This is a genomic window from Palleronia rufa (genome assembly GCF_000743715.1).
In the GTDB taxonomy this organism is placed as follows: domain Bacteria; phylum Pseudomonadota; class Alphaproteobacteria; order Rhodobacterales; family Rhodobacteraceae; genus Palleronia; species Palleronia rufa.
This window is the reverse complement of the sequence record NZ_JQEY01000015.1, coordinates 1-18204: the sequence shown is the minus strand read 5'-3', so window position 1 is coordinate 18204 and position 18204 is coordinate 1. Positions and strand designations below refer to the sequence as shown.

At 71.5% G+C, this 18204-nt stretch carries 20 protein-coding genes; 11 read left to right on the top strand and 9 right to left on the bottom strand.

Annotation, left to right across the window (positions count from 1 at the left end):
- The first annotated feature begins 44 nt into the window (after positions 1 to 44).
- Positions 45 to 1628, top strand: coding sequence for a DUF4331 domain-containing protein (locus KW83_RS15640; RefSeq protein ID WP_036180853.1), 1584 nt, complete (start codon positions 45 to 47; stop codon positions 1626 to 1628).
- Between the two features lie 23 nt (positions 1629 to 1651).
- Positions 1652 to 1876, top strand: a complete 225-nt coding sequence (locus tag KW83_RS15635) for a hypothetical protein (RefSeq protein WP_036180852.1) — start codon at positions 1652 to 1654, stop codon at positions 1874 to 1876.
- A 51-nt stretch (positions 1877 to 1927) separates the two neighbouring features.
- On the opposite strand, the gene KW83_RS15630 is transcribed toward KW83_RS15635, so the two are convergent.
- Genes KW83_RS15630 through KW83_RS15620 form a run of 3 tightly spaced genes read right to left on the bottom strand, consistent with a single transcriptional unit; the run spans position 1928 to position 4412 of the window.
- Positions 1928 to 2815, bottom strand: a complete 888-nt coding sequence (locus tag KW83_RS15630) for a type II secretion system protein GspK (protein ID WP_036180850.1) — start codon at positions 2813 to 2815, stop codon at positions 1928 to 1930.
- Entirely contained in the window at positions 2812 to 3318 is a 507-nt protein-coding gene (locus tag KW83_RS19340; protein WP_051928571.1) for a type II secretion system protein GspJ, read from the bottom strand. The genes KW83_RS15630 and KW83_RS19340 overlap by 4 nt, the downstream gene beginning before the upstream one ends.
- Entirely contained in the window at positions 3315 to 4412 is a 1098-nt protein-coding gene (locus KW83_RS15620; RefSeq protein ID WP_152563618.1) for a penicillin-binding protein activator, read from the bottom strand. Before KW83_RS15620 ends, KW83_RS19340 begins: the two co-directional genes overlap by 4 nt.
- Positions 4413 to 4453: 41 nt before the next feature.
- Here KW83_RS15620 and gspN point away from each other — a divergent pair, with 41 nt between their 5' ends.
- Positions 4454 to 5053 (top strand): type II secretion system protein N, encoded by a 600-nt coding sequence (gene gspN / locus KW83_RS15615; protein WP_161785518.1) that lies wholly within the window; start codon positions 4454 to 4456, stop codon positions 5051 to 5053.
- Positions 5054 to 5064: 11 nt separating this feature from the next.
- Here the strand turns inward: gspN and KW83_RS15610 are convergent, their stop codons facing one another.
- The 4 genes from KW83_RS15610 to gspL are packed head-to-tail and all read right to left on the bottom strand — an operon-like array spanning position 5065 to position 9305.
- Positions 5065 to 6270, bottom strand: a complete 1206-nt coding sequence (locus KW83_RS15610) for a type II secretion system F family protein (protein ID WP_036180841.1) — start codon at positions 6268 to 6270, stop codon at positions 5065 to 5067.
- 4 nt (positions 6271 to 6274) lie between these two features.
- Positions 6275 to 7762, bottom strand: a complete 1488-nt coding sequence (locus tag KW83_RS15605) for a GspE/PulE family protein (protein ID WP_036180839.1) — start codon at positions 7760 to 7762, stop codon at positions 6275 to 6277.
- Positions 7759 to 8208 carry a type II secretion system protein GspM gene (gene gspM, locus KW83_RS15600; protein ID WP_036180837.1) on the bottom strand — a complete coding sequence of 150 codons (450 nt, stop codon included), beginning with the start codon at positions 8206 to 8208 and terminating at the stop codon, positions 7759 to 7761. Before gspM ends, KW83_RS15605 begins: the two co-directional genes overlap by 4 nt.
- Entirely contained in the window at positions 8205 to 9305 is a 1101-nt protein-coding gene (gene gspL, locus KW83_RS15595; RefSeq protein WP_036180834.1) for a type II secretion system protein GspL, read from the bottom strand. Before gspL ends, gspM begins: the two co-directional genes overlap by 4 nt.
- Positions 9306 to 9413: 108 nt before the next feature.
- Here gspL and gspG point away from each other — a divergent pair, with 108 nt between their 5' ends.
- From gspG to KW83_RS15555, 8 genes are all read left to right on the top strand, one after another.
- Complete coding sequence (gene gspG / locus KW83_RS15590; RefSeq protein WP_051928570.1) at positions 9414 to 9896, top strand: type II secretion system major pseudopilin GspG; 483 nt, start codon at positions 9414 to 9416, stop codon at positions 9894 to 9896.
- A 9-nt stretch (positions 9897 to 9905) separates the two neighbouring features.
- On the top strand, positions 9906 to 10370 hold the full coding sequence (locus KW83_RS19335) for a prepilin-type N-terminal cleavage/methylation domain-containing protein (RefSeq protein ID WP_051928569.1): 465 nt from the start codon (positions 9906 to 9908) through the stop codon (positions 10368 to 10370).
- Positions 10367 to 10747 (top strand): type II secretion system minor pseudopilin GspI, encoded by a 381-nt coding sequence (gene gspI / locus KW83_RS15580; RefSeq protein WP_036180832.1) that lies wholly within the window; start codon positions 10367 to 10369, stop codon positions 10745 to 10747. The genes KW83_RS19335 and gspI overlap by 4 nt, the downstream gene beginning before the upstream one ends.
- Positions 10744 to 11607 carry a type II secretion system protein N gene (locus KW83_RS15575; protein ID WP_036180830.1) on the top strand — a complete coding sequence of 288 codons (864 nt, stop codon included), beginning with the start codon at positions 10744 to 10746 and terminating at the stop codon, positions 11605 to 11607. Before gspI ends, KW83_RS15575 begins: the two co-directional genes overlap by 4 nt.
- A gap of 14 nt (positions 11608 to 11621) precedes the next feature.
- Positions 11622 to 13565, top strand: coding sequence for a type II secretion system secretin GspD (gene gspD, locus KW83_RS15570; RefSeq protein ID WP_081904649.1), 1944 nt, complete (start codon positions 11622 to 11624; stop codon positions 13563 to 13565).
- A 383-nt stretch (positions 13566 to 13948) separates the two neighbouring features.
- The gene (locus KW83_RS15565; protein WP_036180828.1) at positions 13949 to 15553 is read left to right on the top strand and encodes an acyl-CoA dehydrogenase family protein; all 1605 of its coding nucleotides are present in this window, start codon (positions 13949 to 13951) and stop codon (positions 15551 to 15553) included.
- 70 nt (positions 15554 to 15623) lie between these two features.
- Entirely contained in the window at positions 15624 to 16316 is a 693-nt protein-coding gene (locus KW83_RS15560; RefSeq protein ID WP_036180826.1) for a DUF533 domain-containing protein, read from the top strand.
- Positions 16313 to 17173 (top strand): PhzF family phenazine biosynthesis protein, encoded by an 861-nt coding sequence (locus KW83_RS15555; protein WP_036180824.1) that lies wholly within the window; start codon positions 16313 to 16315, stop codon positions 17171 to 17173. Before KW83_RS15560 ends, KW83_RS15555 begins: the two co-directional genes overlap by 4 nt.
- Before the next feature lie 113 nt (positions 17174 to 17286).
- Here KW83_RS15555 and KW83_RS22035 read toward each other — a convergent pair whose 3' ends face one another.
- Together KW83_RS22035 and KW83_RS22030 are read right to left on the bottom strand one after the other, a co-directional pair.
- Positions 17287 to 17826 carry an IS630 family transposase gene (locus KW83_RS22035; RefSeq protein WP_407667877.1) on the bottom strand — a complete coding sequence of 180 codons (540 nt, stop codon included), beginning with the start codon at positions 17824 to 17826 and terminating at the stop codon, positions 17287 to 17289.
- 32 nt (positions 17827 to 17858) lie between these two features.
- Positions 17859 to 18204, bottom strand: a 346-nt coding sequence (locus KW83_RS22030; RefSeq protein WP_036180821.1) for a helix-turn-helix domain-containing protein, incomplete at its 5' end; no start/stop codon positions are given.

Here is an 18204-nt window from a genome sequence, read left to right as displayed (position 1 = left end):
GGACTGTCCCGGACGGTCAAAGGCGTCAACAGGGAGATACAGTGATGAGCTTCTTCAATAAACCGTTGCGTACCGGAGGTGCCGCGCTGTTGCTGGCCTCTGTGGCGGTCGGGGCCATGGCCGCGTCGCACCGCGAGGCCCCCGCGATCACGGAGACGCCGAAGCTCGACGGCACCGATTTCTACATGTTCCGATCCTATGAGACCGGGCGCGCGGGCTACACGACCCTCATCGCCAACTACGGTCCCGTCCAGGCGCCCTATGGCGGGCCGAACTATTTCACCATGGATCCCGATGCGATCTACGAGATCCACATCGACAACGACGGCGACGCGATCGAGGACATCACCTTTCAATTCGACTTCGACAATAAACTGGCCATGGACGGCGCGGGGATCGCGCTGGAGATCGGCGACGAGACCGTCGCCATCCCGTTGCGGCAGGCCGGAGTCATCAAGGCCAACGACCGCAGCGCCCTGAACGAGACCGAAAGCTACACCCTGACCCGGATCGACGGCGACCGCCGCAGCGGCAGCCGCGCGTCGGTCAAGTCGGGCGACAGGGTCAACTTCGTCAAGCCGGCCGACTACATCGGCGACAAGACCTTTCCGAACTACGCCGGCTATGCGGAATCGTTCATCTACGACATCGAGATCCCCAAATGCGGCCGTCAGGGCCGTGTCTTCGTGGGCCAGCGCGCCGAAGCCTTCGCCGTCAACCTCGGCCCCATCTTCGACTTGGTGAACTTCGTGCCGCTGGAAGGCGCGATCGACCAGGACCGGGCGGCCAACGACGATCTGGTCGGCAAGGCCAATGTCACCTCTCTGGCGCTCGAAGTGCCGACGAAGTGCCTGACCAAAGGCGACAATCCGATCTTCGGCGCCTGGACAACATCGAGCCTTCCCCAGGCCCAGATCGAGGATCCGTCGCCCACCTACGACACGGACTCCGTCTTCGGCGGCGCCTGGGTACAGCAGTCGCGCCTGTCGGCACCGCTGGTCAACGAGCTTGTCATCGGCCTGCCGGACAAGAACCTGTTCAACGCGGCCGAGCCGATGCAGGACGCGGCCCTTGCCACCTACGTGACCAATCCGACCCTGCCCGCCCTGCTCGACATCCTCTTCGGCGACGCCTTTTCCGGCCAGTCCGACGTTCAGGCGAACGACGGCAACATCGCGCCCGTCAACCTGCCGCGGACCGACCTGGTGGCGGCGTTCCTGACGGGCCTGCCCGGTCTCAACCAGCCCAAGGGCGTCACCGCGTCCGAGATGCTGCGTCTGAACACGGCGATCCCGCCGACGCCGCGCGACAAGCAGTCGAACTTCGGCGTCGCGGGCGAAGACCTGGCCGGCTTCCCGAACGGCCGCCGGCCCGGCGACGACACCGTGGACATCGCGCTCCGGGTCGTCATGGGTGTGCTGTGCTATCCGCTGCCGCTGGGCGCGGAACTGGGCGTGGCCGGCGCCGTGGAGGACCAGCCCTCGGATCTGGTGAACCTCGGCTACTGCACGCCCGACCAGGCCCCCGTCGGCGACGAGCCGTTCACCGACGGCGCCCCGCTCGCCGCGACCGACCTGCAGGACGTGTTCCCCTATCTGAACACGCCCCTGCCCGGCGCCACCCGGTAACCCCAGCGCAAAGGAGACAACCCATGTCAAGCAAGACGCTCGTCCTTTCGCTCGGCCTCGGCCTGGTCACGGTCCTGGCGGGGTGCAACGACTCCGGCGGCGGCGGCGGGGTCCCGGCCAAGAAGGGCATCGCCACGCTCGGCGCCGATTTCGTCAAGGCGTTCAACCAGGCTCCGAACGCCGAACCGTTCGACGCCCAGGACATCAAGCTGACGCGGACGCCCAGGATCGAACCTTTCGATCCGTAGGGCCGTCGCGGCGCCAGGATCGGATCGGCGGCCCCAAGGCCGCCGGTCGCCTCAACGAACAGACCGGTCCCCCAGCCCAGCGGGCGGGTCGGGACGTTCGCCGACGTCCGGGCCGCGTCTGCGCCGCACCGCGACCACCGCGTTGGCACCGACGCCCCGGATCCGCCGCACCCGCGACACCATCCGGACCTCTGCATCGTCGACCTGAGCCGCCACGTCGATGTCCCACAGATCCGAGGTGAAGCCCGTTCCCACCGGCTGTACCACCCCGACCCTCTCCAGATCCGCCGGATCGATCCGGCCAGCGGAGGTGCGTATCCGCACCAGGCGCGCGGCCGCGATCGGGTTGTTCAGCAGCGCCGACAGCGCCGCCTCGCCCACGGTGTTGAGGTTCACCCGCTCCTCACCGGACAGCGCATCGACAAGGGGCCGCAACGCGGCGATGTCGCGCGCGGGAACCCCGGAGCCGGCCAGATCGCTCAGGCTGCGGATCGGTCCCCCCGTCACGATGCGGGCCGCGACGGCGGTTGCCGCGGCCTCGTCCAGACCGGCCGCCGCACCGATGCGCAGGAACGCGCGCGCATCCTCGATCCGCCGCTCCGACAGGCGGTTGATGTCGAATTTCGCGTTCGCGTCGCGGACCGCGACCCGGAACCGCCCGGTGTCCAGCGTCACCTCTTGCTGAAGCGCGGTGGCCCACGGCTCGTTCAGGTGATCCTCGCGGGCGGCATCGGTCATGTCGCGGCGCAGCGCCGTGCGGACAGAGGCTTCGGCACCCAGCGCCAGGGCCTCGGCCTGGGCCACGTTGGCGCCCAGGCGCCCGCGCGACAGCGCGCGGTCCTGGGCGTCCAGCATCACCACCAGGAGGCCCGCCGCAATGGCCAGAACGACCAGGACGTTGACCAGGATGACGCCGGCCTCGCCGTCCCGGCCCGTCACGGCCCGGCACCGGTCGAGAGCGGCTGGAAGAGCCGCGTCGCCACCTCTCCGGCGGCGGTCTCCACGGTCAGCTCGACCGCGGCCGCGACGGCGGCGCCGTCCTGCGGCGGCCAGTCGGAATGCCAGTCGCGCGCGCCGTCGAGCACCCGGAACTCCGCGCCGAGGACCTCTGGCAGCAGGATCTGCTCGACCCCCGGATCCCCCACGGTCCGCGCGAGCCTGCCGCTCTCGACCCGGTAGCCCAAGGGCCGCGCCCCGGGAAGGCGCAGGCCGGTCTGGTCCAGCCGCAGCCCGCCCGCATCGGTTTCGAGCAGGTCGCGGCGCAGCACCGCGAAAGCAAGGTCGAGCGCCGCGACCCGGTCGAGCGCCGCCTCCGCGCGACCGTTGGCACGCAACATCGCATCGAGCATGGTGAAGCCCGCGACGCCGATCAGCCCGAAGAGCGCGACCGCGACCAGCGTCTCTATCAGCGTGACGCCTGCCTCGGGGTCGCGCCGGCTCATACGCCGCTCGAACTCAGCAGCGTCAGGCCGCCGCTCTCGACCCCCAGCACGGCCAGCCCCCGCGCCGTCAGCCCGGAGGGCAGGATGCGGTACGGGCCGAGCACGCCGCGGAACCCCTCCTTGCGCAGCAGGCCCTTGCGGTCCTGCTGCCCGACCCGGCCCAGCGTGCGCGCCATCTCGACCCCGTCGAAGACGAGCCCCGTCACGACTCCGGCCGGAAGCCCCTGCGCCGCGAGCGCCTGGGCGAAGGGCGCGAACCGCAGCGGATCGGGCGCCGCGACCCAGGCGCCGTCGAACTCCGCCCGCCCCGCCAGATCGAGCGACGACCACTGCACCGACCCGAGCGGCTGCGCGCCCGCCGACCGCGCCGCCTGCACCAGTCCCGGCAGGTCCGGCCCCGCCGCCGGCAGGTAGATCGCCCGCGCCGATCCGCCCAGCGCCCGCGTCACGGCGGACGCGTCCGTGCCGGTGACCGGGGCGCGCAGGGACACGCCGACCTCCCGGGCGACCGCCACCGCGCCCTCGACCGCGCGCTGTCCGAAGGCGCCGGGCGGGACCACCATGGCGGTCTCTGCAATCCCGCGCGTCGCCGCGTAGCCGAATACCGCACGGGCGGAATGGCGCGGCGTGACCCCGTAGACGAACACCGGCCCCCCGGCGAGGCTGTCGTCGTTGCTCAGCGCCACGACCGGGATGCCGCGCGGGACGACCTCCGCGACGGCGCGCGCCTGCTCCGCGAACAGCGGACCGATCAGCATCCGCGCGCCGCCATCGACCGCGGCGCGCGCCGCGCGGACGGCCCCCGCCGCGTCGTCGCCACTGTCGAGGACCTCGATCTCCGATCCTGCCCCCACGGTGGTGCCGCCGAGGCTTGCCGCACCTCTCAGGATCTGGCCTAAGTCGGAGCGCGGCCCGGTCAGCGGCAGGAGCAGCGCCGCCCGGCCCCGCGTCCCCGGCGCGGGCATGGGCCGCGCGCCGCAGGCCGACAGGAAAGGAACCGCCGATGCGGCGGACAGACCGCGCAGGAGCGCCCGCCGCCCCATCCCGGGCCGGCCCGCGATGGGGCCGTCTGATGCTGTGGACGGGTGTTGCATGCCTGTGTCTCCTCACGCTCTCTGCGGCGCTGTTGTGGACGATGCCCGCGCAGACGCTATCACGGTTCGCCCCGCTCCCGCCACGCATCGTCGCCCTGGAGGGATCCGCCCGGGACGGACGCGCGCGGCTGGCCGGCGGCACCACGCTTTCGTGGTCGCTGGACCCGCTGCTGCTGCTTACGGCGCGGGTCGGGGGGACGTGGCGCCTCGGCGGTGCAGAGACGCGCGTTGCCGGAACGGCGGCGCTGCGGCCGGGGGGCATGACGCTGGGCGACGTGTCCGGGCGCTTCGGCCCCGACCTTGCAGCGTCGATCGTCGGCGCGCCCTGCGCATCGCGGGGCAGCGTCGATCTGCGGAAGCTCGTGCTCGACCGCGGCCGCGCCGTTGCGGACGGAGAGGTGGATGTCGATGGCGGGCCCTGCGTCATCGCGGGCCGCGAACGCGATCTTCCGGATACGCGGGTCGCGCTGACCGGCGCGGGCGACGCGATCCTGATCACCGCAACCGCGGCGTCCGGAACGGCGCTGGCCAGCGCCCGCATCACCCCCGGGCGCCGGCTGCTGCTGCGCATCGAGCCCGCAGGCGCGGCGCTTGCCGGCCTGCCGTCCTCTGCCCCGATCGAGGTCGACACCGCATTCTGAGCCGGGCCCGCTCATACGGCCAACTGGTTCAGGCCCATGATCGGCATCAGGATCGCCAGCACCAGCAGCATGACGATCCCGCCCATCACCAGCAGGACAGCCGGTTCCACCAGTCCGACGATGGTCGCCACCGTGGCGGCGATGCTGCGGTTCTGCTGGGTGGCCGCGCGGGTCAGGCTTTCGCCCAGCGTGCCGGAGGATTCGCCGCTTGCGACCATCGCGATCAGAAGCGGTGGAAAGACCTCGGCCTCCCGCAGGGACCGGGCCAGCGGCGCGCCTTCGCGGACCCGGATCGCGGCGCGCTCGGCCCGCGCGCGGACGTGAAGGTTGCCCACCGTCGCCGCCGCCGCGATGAGGGCGTCGTAGAGCGGCACGCGGCTGACCACCAGCGTGGCCAGGGTCGAGGCGTATTGCGCCGCGGCGATCTGGCGGACCACGCCGCCGATGCCCGGCGCGGCCGTCAGCGCCCGGTGCCATCCGCGCCGCCGCGCCGGCGACCTGAGCAGGGCGACGCCCGACGCCACCGCGACCGCCGCGCCCAGGGCCAGCGCCGGGCCGTATGTCCCGAGGCTCTCCGATCCGCCGATCAGGAGCCGCGTCAACATCGGCAATTCCGCGCCGCGCGCAGAGAAGACGCGCACGATGTCGGGCACCACGAAGGTCAGGAGCGCCACGATCACGCCGAGCGATACGATCGCCAGAAGCACCGGATAGAGCAGCGCCAACTGCACGGTCTGCCGGTTCTCGGCGCGTTTTTCCACATGGTCGGCAAGGTGGTCCATCACCTGCCCCAGCGTGCCGGATCCCTCTCCGGCGCGGACCGACGCGCGGTAGAACTGGTCGAACACGCCCGGATAGCCGTCGAGCGCGGACGCAAGGCTCTGCCCGTCCATCACCGCGGCCCGCAGATCCAGACAGAGCGAGACCAGCCGGGCCTGCCGGCTCTGGTCCGCGACGGTCCGAAGCGCGTCGTCGATCCTGACGCCCGACCCGATCAGCGTGGCGAGCTGGCGCGTCAGCAGCACCTGCGCGCGCGCCCCGATCCGCGTGCGCGCCGCGGGTCCGGCGGTCTGCCCCGGCGCCGTCGCCTCGACCGAGAGGGGCACCATCGCGCGGTCGCGCAGCTGTTTGCGCGCACCGGCCGCGTTCGCGGCCTCGACCACGCCCTTGGTGCTCTTTCCCCGCCGATCGACGGCGCGGTAGAGATAGGCGCCCATCGCCCTAGACCCCGGCCATGGCGGCACCGTCGTCGCGCACCGCGCGGGCGACTTCCTCGACGCTGGTACGCCCGTCCCGGAGCTTGTCGGCGGCGTCCTGCAGGATCCCGGGCCCCCTGGCCCGCGCGGTGCGGGTCAGCTCGGACTCGGCCGCGCCGTCATGGATGAGCCGCTCGATCCCGGCGTCCGTCTCGATCACCTCGTAGATCGGCAGGCGGCCCCGATAGCCCTGCCCGTGGCAGGCGTCGCAGCCCACCGCGCGGCGGATCCCGCTCCCGGCGGGCACCGCGCCGGACAGCAGCGCCGATTCGGCCTCGGTCACCGCATGGGGGGCCGCGCAGTCCGGGCAGAGACGGCGCACCAGCCTCTGGGCCACCAGCCCCCGCAGCATCGGGGCGAGCAGGAACCGCTCCACCCCCATGTCCACCAGCCGGGAGACGGCGCCGACGGCCGTGTTGGTGTGCAGCGTCGACAGCACGAGGTGCCCGGTCATGGCGCTTTCCACCGCGATCCGGGCGGTTTCGCCGTCGCGGATCTCACCCACCATGATGACGTCGGGATCCTGTCGCAGAATGGCGCGGAGGCCGCGCGCGAAGGTCAGGTCGGTGCGGGTGTCCACCTGCATCTGCCCGACCCCGTCCATGGCGTATTCGATCGGATCCTCGACCGTCATGATGTTGCGCGAGCGGTCGTTGAGCCGGTCGAGCGCGGCATAGAGCGACGTGGTCTTGCCCGATCCCGTCGGCCCGGTGACCAGCACCAGCCCGTCGGGCCGCGCGAGGATCCGCGCGAACGCCTCCAGATCGCGGGGCGCCATGCCCAGATGCGCCAGACCCAGGCGCGTCTGGCCCCGGTCCAGAAGGCGCAGCACCACCCGTTCGCCATATTGCGACGGGATCGTGGACAGGCGCACGTCCAGTTCGTACCCGCCGACCCGGAGCGACACGCGCCCGTCCTGCGGCAGGCGCTTTTCCGCGATGTCGAGCTTGCCCATCACCTTGAGCCGGCTGACCAGCAGCGGCGCCAGGCTGCGCTTGGGCTGGATCACCTCGCGCAGCACCCCGTCGACGCGGAACCGCACCACCAGCCGGCGCTCCTCCATCTCGATATGGATGTCCGACGCGCCCTCCTTGACCGCCTCCAGCAGCAGCGCGTTGATCAGGCGGACCACCGGCGCGCTGTCGTTCTGGTCCAGCAGATCGTCCACCGACGCGGCGCTTTCGGCCAGGGCGTGCAGGTCGTCGTCGACGGCGGCGGCGACCTCGGCGGCCTCGCTTGCGGAATCGCGGTAGAGGCGCGACAGGGCGTCCTCGAAGGCGGCGGGGTCGAGTTCGGCGAAGGGCAACAGCCGGCCCGCGGCGCGCTGGGCCTCGACGATCGCCTCGACCGAGGCGCCGCTTCGATAGAGGATCGTCGCCAGGTCGCCGCCGGGATCGATCAGAACGCCGGCCTCATGGGCGAAGTGGTAGCCCAGGCGCGGCAACCCGGTCATCGCGCGGTCTCCAGGTCGAGCCGGGCGGAAACGACGCCGGGCACGGGGCGCCGGCCGATCTCGATCGCCCGCAGGCGGAGGCCGCCGGTCGCTTCCATGTCCGCGATCCAGCCGATCACCGCGTCGAAGGACGCTTCGTCCACGAGTGCGGCCAGCCCGTCGCCGGCGGGCTCGATCCGCGTCAGGGCGACGCCCGCGGCTTCGGCGGACCGGGTCACCCGGGTGGCGATCGGTGCCTCCTGCACCGGGGCGGGGGCGGCGGCGGTGCCTTCGGGGTAGGTGTCGAGAGCGGCCAGCACGGTGCGCGCCGCGGCGATCCGGTCCGACAGCGCGCCGCGCTCGCGGGACAGCGGCTGCCACAGCAGCGTCCAGCCCAGCGCCGCGGCGACGGTGATCCCGCCGATCCCGAGCAGACCCCGCTCCCGCCCCGACAGCGACCCGATCATGGCGCGGCCCCGATCCGCAAGTCCGCACGCGCGGTCCCGTCACCGGCGGTCGCCGCACCGCTGGAAACGGCCAGGCCGCGTTCCGACAGGCGCCGCTCTATCCGTTGCAGATCTTCCAGGCTGGCCGCGGTGACGTCCATGACAAGATCCCCGGACGCGGCGTCCCAGCTCAGCCGTTGCACGTCCAGATCGGGCGCGTCGCCCAGAAGGGCGGCGGCACTCGCGCCCAGAAGCGGCAGGAAGGCGCTGCCGGAGGGCGCGGCCGGCGCCGGCGCCAGCCGCTCGACCAGCGCGGGCACTCCCATCCCCAGACTCGCGCCGGGCAAGCGTTCGGCCAGCCGGATCTCTACCTCGGCGCGATCCGCGGCCGCGATCCGGGCCAGTGCCGCGCGGTCCAGCGCGGCGATGCCGAGATGCAGGACCAGTCCCGCCACCACGGCCGCCGCCGCGATCCGGGCGACGGTCGGCCAGTCGCGCGCGTCGGCCGAGAGCGCGCCCTGCCGAAGGTCGAACGCAAGGTCGGCGGCATCCGGCGGCGGCGGGGCGTGGGAAAGGTCCTCTGCTTCCAACGGGTCGGGCAACGGCCCGGCAAGGCTGGTCAGGGCGGGCCGGCCGGCGATCCGCCACAGGATCGCCAGTTGGTCGCTGCGCGCCGCGAAGCCGGAGCCGTCCGACACGCGGACGACGACCCGCGGACCCTCACGCCACGCCGCCCAGGCGGTGCGTCCGTCCCGGGCCGGGGGCGCGGGAACGGCCATCGTCTCGACCAGCACCGGCGCGGCCGGACGATCCGGCATCGCATCGTGCCGCACCACGGCGGCCAGCGCCTCCGGCGGCCGGATCCCGGGGTGCAACGCGCAATGCAGGGAGGCGGGCGGTTCGGAGAGCCGGTCCTCGATCGCGAAGGGCGCCGCCTGGATCCGCCGGCGCCGGCCCCTGACGGGAAGATCGAAACGGATCAGCCCGACCCGTTCGGCGGCGATCACCACGGCGCCGGGCCGTGCGGCCACCAACCGGTCGCGCAGGGACGCGAAGGCGGGCCCGCCGTCCTTTGCGGAACCGTCGGGCGCCGCCGGGTCAGATTTCTGATCGGTCATGAAATAAGCCCTTTGTGTCCGGGCCCGGTCCGTCTATACCATCCCTACTGTCGATGCGCCGTCTTTGTCCAGCAAGCGAAGATACGTTGAAGCAGGAGCAAGAGTTTCATGAAACGTCCAGAGTTCCAGACGGTGGCGCCCCGCGGCAGCCGGCGCGACCCGGAGGCCGGCGTGACCCTCATCGAGATGATGGTCGTCCTGGTCATCATCGCCGTCGTCGCGGCGATGATCGTGCCCAATGTGATCGACCGCCCCGACGCGGCGCGCGTCACCGTGGCCGAGACGGACATCCGCGCGATTTCGAGCGCGCTGGAGCTCTACCGCCTCGACAACCGCACCTATCCGACCACCGCGCAGGGCCTCTCGGCCCTGGTCGAGCGTCCCGTGTCGGCGCCGGTTCCCCAGAACTGGGCCGCGGGCGGATACCTGAACGAGGTGCCGCGCGACCCGTGGGACACGCCCTATGTCTATGCCTCGCCGGGCCGCGACGCGCCCTTCGATCTGACCAGCCTCGGCGCGGACGGCGCGCCGGGCGGAGAGGGCACCGCCGCGGACCTGGGCAACGCCGCGCGCGACACGGCATCGAACTGAGGCGCGGACATGGGCGACCGCGACGCCGAACTGGGCGTGACCTTGCTGGAGATCCTCATCGTGCTGGTCATCATCGGGACGATGGCGGGTCTGACCTCTCTGGCCGTGGGCGGGCGGGGGTCGGCCTCTGCCCTGACCCGGGTTGCCGACCTGATGGCCTCGCGGCTCACCCTTGTGGCCGAGCGCGCCGCGCTCACCGGAGAGGACGCCGCCATCGCCTGGGCGCCGGAGGGCTACCGCTTCCTGCAATTCCGCGACGGTGCCTGGCAGCCGCACGACCTGCCGGGCATGGGCAGGGTCGAACGGCTGGGCGAGATGCGCCTTGCCGGCACCGACACCGGCGCGAGCGCCCTGATCGCCGCCGATCTCGCCCCGTCCGGCGCACGCCCGCTGCGCTGGGTGCTTGCCGACGGGGCGACCCGGATCGCGGTGGTCTTCGACGGGCTGGCCGCGCGCACGGAACCGCAGCGATGAGGAGCGACGCGGGTTTCACGCTGATCGAGGCGCTGGTCGCCATGGCCGTGCTTGCCGTCGGCGCCATCGCCCTTCTGGGCGCGGTCGAGCGACACGTGCGCCTGGCCGACGGGCTGATCGACCGCACCGCGGCGCGCTGGGCCGCCGAGAACCGGCTTTCGGAGCTGTCGCTGGGGCTGGCCCCCGACGCGGGGCGCAGTTCCATGCTGGGGCGCGCGTGGCGGGTGGTGGACGAAAGCCGCGCCACCGCCGATCCCGACCTGCTGCGGATCGACGTGTCGGTCTATGGCCCGGATGACCGGTCGAACGCCGACCCCGTGGCGCGGCTGACCGGGTTTCTCGATATCGGCGGCGCCCGACCCGGGGCCGGGCGATGACCCTCCGCGTCACGGCCGTCCGTGCCGCGGCCGTGGTCGCGGTCACGCTGTGGATCGCGGGACCGCTCGCCACGGCGCTGTGGCACTGGTCGGGCGACACCGCGATCCCGGCGCGTCCCCTCGCCGAGCGCCGCCCGGAAACAGCGCCGCCGCAGCCCGACCTGGAGCCGATCGCCGTCCTGGCCCCCTTCGGCCGTCCGGCGCCGACGCCGGAGGCACCGCAGGCCAGCGTCCCCACCAGCCGCGACCTGATGCTGCGCGGGGTGGCGATCTCTTCCGACCCGGCGCTGTCGGCGGCGTTCATCGCCCGTGACGGCCGCACCGAACGCTACGCCGCCGGAGACGCGATCGAGCCCGACGTGACGCTGACCGCCATCGAGCCGGGTCTGGTCCGGCTGGACGTGAACGGGACCGAGGAGCTGCTTGCCTTTCCGACCACGGTGTTGCCGTCGGGCGACGAACCGGCGCCGGCGGAAGCGGCGCAATCCCCCCTCGACCGGCTGAAGGCGGCCATCGTCGCCGCCGTGCCGCGCCCGGAAACACCCGCCAGGGCCCCCGAAACCACCCTCGACTACGTGGAATTGTGGCGCGACCGCATCAGACGCAATCCGGGAGAGTTTCTCGATTCGATAGGTTTGGTGGCGGGCGACGAAGGCTATACGGTCGCGGAAACCCACGACAGCGCCTTTGGGCTGGTGGGATTGAAGGCAGGCGATGTCGTCCGGAGGGTCAACGGCCAGCAGGTCGGGGACATAGAAGAAGACCGCAGGTTCTACGATGACATTGCGGCATCCGGACTGGCCAGGGTGGAAATCGAGCGGGGGGGCGAGACGATGACGATGTCGTTTCCGCTCCAATGAGGAAGGCGGCTGCGATGCGGCGCTTCGACAGGACGGCGGGCATAAGGCTCGGGCTTCTCGCTCTCTGGGCGCTGTGGGCAAGTGTGGCCGGGGCCCAGACCCCGACCGCCAGCGGCAGCTACGTGCTCAATCTGCGCGACACCGACATCGCCGTGCTGGCCGAGCAGGTCAGCGCGATCACCGGCCGCACGCTGATCCTGGACCCGGGGCTGAGCGGCGACGTCACCGTGATCTCGGCCGAGGAGCTGGACGAGGACGGCGTCTGGGCGCTGTTCCAGTCGATCCTGCGGTCCCGCGGCTTCGTGGCCGTGCCCAGCGGCGCGATCTGGGAGGTCGTGCCGGAGGGCGACGCCCGGACCATCGGCGCCAGCGACGCGCGGCCCGACATCGGCAGCCAGGATTTCGTGACGCGGCTCCTGCGGCTCGACCGTCTGCCCTCTGCCGAGGCGGTGCGCGTGCTGGGACCGCTGGTGGCGGAGGCCGGGTATATCGAGGCCATCGCCGATCCGAACGCCATCGTCGTCACCGATACCCGCGCCAACGTCGACCGCCTGTTCGAGATCGCGCGCACCTTCGACAGCGACGCCGACTCCCGCACGGAGGTCATCCGCTTCGCCTTTTCCAGCGCCCAGGTCGTGGGTGCCGCCATCGTGGAGGTCCTGGGCGACATCGGCACGGCGCGGATCTCGGTCGATCCGCAGAGCAACACGCTGCTGGTGCGCGGCTCGGCGGCCGACGTGGCGCAGATCCGCGACCTGGCCGCGCAGATGGACGTGGCGCCGCGCGCGAACCCGCGCGAGGCGGTGAGCACGTCGATCTTCCGGCTGAACTACGGCGATGCCGAGACCGTCGCCCGGATCGTGCAGGAGACCCTGCGCGGCGGCGCCGACCTGACCAACGCGGTCGCGCAGTCGGTCGGCGAGGAGGGCGCCGAGCCGATCCTGCAGATCGATCCCGCAGAGGCGGTCGAGATCGCCGTGACCGCCTCGACCGAGACCAACGCCGTGGTGGTGCGCGGCACCGCCCGGCAGATCGAGGAGGTCGGCAGCCTGATCCGCGCGCTCGACGTGCAGCGCCCGCAGGTGATGATCGAGGCGGCGATCGTCGAGGTCTCGGGCGACGTGGCCGACCGGCTCGGCGTTCAGCTGGGGCTCGGCGGCGGTATGCCGAGCGGCGGGCTGGCCGCGACATCCTTCGGCAATGGCGGAACGTCGCTGCAATCCATCCTGGTGGCGCTGGGCGCGACCGGGGGATCCGCGCTTTCTACCGGATTGTCCGTCGCGGCCGGCGGCGACGACTTCGGGATGCTGGTGCAGGCGCTGGCGCGATCGTCCAAAGCCAACCTGCTTTCGACACCGTCGATCACCACGCTGGACAACCGCCCCGCCACCATCGTCGTCGGCCAGAACGTGCCGTTCCGGACCGGCAGCTTCGCAACGGACGGCAACACGGTCGCCCCGTTCACCACCATCGAACGGCGCGACGTGGGCATCACCATGGAGGTCCTGCCCCGCGTCACCGCCGGCGGGATCGTGCGGCTGGAAATCGCGCAGGAGGTCTCGTCCCTGGTCAATACCAGCCTTGCCGGCGCCGCCGATCTCATCACCAACCGCAGGGTCATCACCACCACGGTGGAGGCGATGAACGGCGGGACCATCGTCCTTGGCGGGCTGATCACCGACGACCGGCAGAACACCGAGAGCAAGGTCCCCGGGCTTGGCGATCTGCCGGTGGTCGGCAATCTGTTCCGCGCCCGCAGCCGCGACGTGACGCGGCGCACGCTTTTCGTGTTCATGCGTCCGCGGGTGCTGCTCGACCAGCGCCAGATCCAGGGCGTCGCGCAGGGCCGTCTGGACCGGCTGAACGCCGCCCAGGTCGACCGCCCGCCGCCCGCCCGGCTCGGCACCAAGACGCCCGAGATCCGCCGCCTTCCGCTTGAGATCAACGGGCTCTACTGAGGCGCCGGGATCGGGTGAACGGCGCTTCCCGCAGGGTCGCCGCGCTCGTCCCTCCGGCATGAGTCGTTTCGCGGCCGGGCCTGCGGGGCGCGTGCCAGCCGCGCGGGAGGACCGAGAGGCTGGAGCGGACCTTGCGGGGCATTCGGTACGCCGCGGCAGGTTGAGTGATCGCGGAGCAAACCACCACACGGGAGTCGGTGTCCCGGAAATCGAGGCCGGCGGCACCGGAAGCGCCACGCAGCCGGCAGACGCGTTTTCTCTGCGTGCGGATGGTTGTCCGTGTGGACCGAACCGCATGGCGACCAAGGATGTGCCGTTCGCCCGCTCCGACATTCCGCGCGTCTTGCCCTTTCGATCCGCGCGCTCGCTGCTAGCATGTCGCCATGCAGCCGACCGACAGACTCGCCACCCATGACGTGACCAACCGGCCCGCCGGGTCCCGCGACCCGGACCCCTGGGCGGCGGATCCCACGCTGCGCGGCCATGTGGCCGCCCGCGGCGGGGACGGCGCCCACCTGGCGGGGTTCGGCGCGGCGCTCACTGGGGCCGACGCGACCGCCCTTGGCCAGGAGGCGCGCCGCCAGAAGCCGGAGGCGCGGATATTCGACCGCGACGGCCGGCGGCTGGACGAGGTCCGCTTTCACCCCGCCTACCACGCGCTCCTGGGGATCGGCCTGTCGCACGGCTACGCCGCCCATCCCTGGGGGGGCGTCCTGGGCGGCCATGTCACCCATGCGGCGATGGTGCACATGATGTCGGGCATAGAGCCGGCCGTCTGCTGCCCGATGACCATGACCTATGCCGGGGTCCCCGCGCTGGCCGGCAGCGGGTATGGCGACTGGGCCGCCAAGCTTGCCACCGCCGCATACGATCCCGCCGTGGCCCCGCTGTCGGCCAAGCGCGCCGCCACGCTGGGCATGGCGATGACGGAGAAGCAGGGCGGATCCGACGTTCGCGCCAACACCACCCGCGCGGCGCCGGAGGGCGATCTCTGGCGCCTCACCGGGCACAAGTGGTTCTGCTCCGCGCCGATGTCGGACGGGTTCCTGACCCTGGCGCAGACCGGCGACGGGCTGACCTGCTTTCTGGTCCCGCGCTGGCTGGAGGACGGCACGCGCAACGCCATCCACCTGATGCGCCTCAAGGACAAGCTGGGCAACCACGCGAACGCCTCGGCCGAGATCGAGTATCACGGCGCCCTGGCCAGCCTGGTCGGCACCCCCGGCAACGGCGTCCGCGCCATCCTGACCATGGTGCACCACACCCGGCTGGACACCGCCATCGCGCCCGCGGGTCTGATGCGCGCGGCCCTGGCCGAGGCCGTGTGGTGGTGTGAGCACCGCACCGCGTTCCAGAAGAAACTCATCGACCAGCCGCTGATGCGGGCGGTCCTGGCGGACCTGACGCTCGACTGGGAGGGGGCGCTGGCGCTGGGGCTGCGGGTGGCGCAGGCCTTCGACGCCCCCGATGGCGCGCCCTTCGCGCGGATCGGGGTGGCGCTGGCGAAGTTCCTGGCCAACAAGCGCTGCCCGGCGGTGATCGCCGAGGCGATGGAGGTCATGGGCGGCATGGGCTATGTCGAGGATACGCCCCTGCCCATGCTCTACCGGGAGGCGCCGCTCAACGGGATCTGGGAAGGGTCGGGCAACGTCATCTGCCTGGACATCCTGCGCACCCTGGCCCGCGATGCCGATGCCGCCGCGGCGCTGGGGGCCGAGCTCGACCGTGCGACGGGCACCGACCGCCGCTACGACACCGCCCTGGCCCTGATGCGCGCGCGGTGGCCCGGCCCTGTGCCCCAGCAGGAGGCGCGGGCCTTCGCCGAGACGGCCGGCCAGCTTCTGACCGCCGCGGCCCTGATCGACACCGCGCCCGCCGCCGTGGCCGAAGGCTACGTCGCCGCCCGGATCGCCGGGGCGCCGCGCATCCACGGCGCGGCGGCGGGCATCGACACCGCCGCGCTGATCGGACGGATCCACACTGTCTGAGGCGCGTTGCCTTGTCGTCGCGCGCGCAATGCCCAGATTGGGAACCAGCGAACCACAAGGAGAACGAACGATGTCGCTCAAGAACATGGCGGTGAAGATGGCGCTGGCGATGGCCGCGGCGAAGGGCGTCCAGGCGTTCCAGAAGGCCGGCGGACTCCAGGGCGTCAAGGACAAGCTGGCGCAGAGCCAGCAGGGCGGCGGGGCACGCGGCACCGGAGGCGGGACCGGCGGAGGGATCGGCGGGCTGCTGAGCCAGCTTGGCATCCAGGACAGCGGATCGGGCGGGTCCTCCGGGCTTGGCGGGCTTCTGGGCGGTCTGGCCGGCGCGTCCGGCGGCGCTGCGGCAGGCACCCGGATGAAGGGGCTGCTGGACACGACGCGCGAAACCCCCGAGGGCAGCGCGGAGGAAGAGCAGGTGTCGGGACTGATGATCCGCGCGATGATCCAGGCCGCGCGCGCCGATGGAGAGATCGACGAACAGGAGCGCAAGGCGATCCTGGAGGTGACCAACGACGCCGACGCCGAGGAGACCGCGTTCATCCAGCGGCAGATGACAGAGCCGGTGAACCCAGAGGCACTGGCCGAAGACACGCCGAAAGGCCATGAGGTAGAGGTCTACACCGCCTCCGTCGTCGCCATCGAACCCGACAACCGGGCCGAGGCGGAGCATCTCGACCGGCTCGCCCGCGCGCTGGGCCTGCGCCAGGAGGTGGTGAACGAGATCCACGCTGCCCAGGGCAAGCCGCCGCTCTACACGGTGTGAGGGCGGCGACGGGCTATCTGGTCTATGACGTGTTCACGGACCGGGCCTTCGGGGGCAATCCGCTTGCCATCGTCCCCGATGCGTCCGGGCTGGATCCCGCGACGATGGCCGACATCGCGCGGGAGTTCGGCTATTCGGAAACGATCTATCTGCTGCCGCCGCGCGCGGGCGGCACGCGGGCGGCACGGATCTTCACCCCCACGCAGGAGATCCCGTTTGCCGGCCACCCGCTGATCGGCGCCGCGGTGGCGCTGGCCGATGACGGCGGGCCCGCGCGGATGCTCATCGAGACCGGGGCGGGACCGGTCCCGTGCCTTGCGCGCGACGGGCGCGGCGCGCTGGTGCGCAGCGTCCGGCTGGAGCGTCTGGGCACGCCGGACCCCGCCTTGGTCGCCGACTGCCTGGGGCTTTCCGCGGTCAATCTGCTCACCCGGCACCATGCACCGGTGATCGCCTCGGCCGGCCTGCCCTTCTGTCTGGTGGAACTCCACGATCCCGCGGCCCTTGCCGGGATCAGCCCCCGAATCGAAGCATTCCGCCGCGCGCAGGCGGCCAGTCCCCTGCCCTTCGACTTCGCCGTCTACGCCTATGCGTACGACCGTTCCATGGGCGGGGACCGGATCCGCGCCCGGATGTTCGCGCCGCTCGACAATATACCGGAGGATCCCGCGACCGGCAGCGCCGCCGCCGCCCTGGGGCTGTTGCTGGCAGATCTTGCCCAGGGGCCGGTGGAGGTGACCATCGACCAGGGGGTCGAGATGGGGCGGCCGTCGGTCATCTCCGTATCGGCGGAGGCCGGCAGCGTCGCGGTTTCCGGCCATGCCGTGCGGGTCATGGAAGGCCGGCTCTTTCCCTGAAGACACGGCGGGGACCGACGGCGCGCATCGCCTGAAATGATGGCCCCGGCAGGATTGCAAAATGGTAAGCGCGAGGCCGGCGCGCGAATCGCAACCGCTAAAGCCTTTCGGTTTTAACCTGCAACATATCCGGCAGCCTTGAAGTAGTTCCAGCACTCTGCTGGGTCGTAGAGATCGCAGATTGCGCCGATGGCTTGAAAGACCTCGGTGAAGGTTCTGGCCCCGATTTTTCGAAGGTGGGCTTTCAGCTTTGAGCAAGCCTGCTCTATGGGGTTCAGGTCGGGTGAGTATGGCGGCAGGTAGAGGAACCAGCAGCCGTGGTCTCGCAAGGCCTGCGCGGCCTCCTTATTCCGATGCGTGGCCAAGTTGTCGAGGATGACGACGGTGCCGCGTACGATCTCTGGAACGAGCACCTCGCGGATGTAGGCGGCAAAGGCGGGGCCGTCCATCGCGCCCTTGATGACCCACGGCGCGATCAACGCATCTTGTGTCAGCCCTGCAATCAATGTCTGCGTGCCCCAACTTCCGAAAGGCGCCTCCATCGTCAGTCGTTGACCGCGTTTGGCCCTGCCGCGCAGGCGCGTGAGGTTCGTCTTCACTGCTGTTTCATCAATGAAGACAACGCGATCCGGCAAGGCCGCAATGGCAGGCAGACGGTGTTTGAACCACTCGGCCCGTTGCTGCCTTACCTTGGCACGGCGGCGCTCGGTCGCGACCAGTGACTTTTTTTGTACGTGAACCCGAGCCGGGACAGCAGGTTGGCGATGGAAGAGTGGTGCACCCGCACGCCTTCTGCCTCAGCCAGCGCATCGCGCAACTCGAACAGCGGGATGTCGGGGTCCTGTGCGATCAACTCCTCAAGGAAAGCCTGATGCGGTGCCAGCTTCCCCTTGCCGTGCGGCGGTCCCTGGGGGGSCGGTTCCGCATGGCCCTTGGTTCTCACCTGGCGCGCCCACCGCGCGCCCGTCGCTGGCGACAATTTCAGACGCAACGCCGCCGCGCGCCCGCTTGACCCTTCTTCAATGTACTTC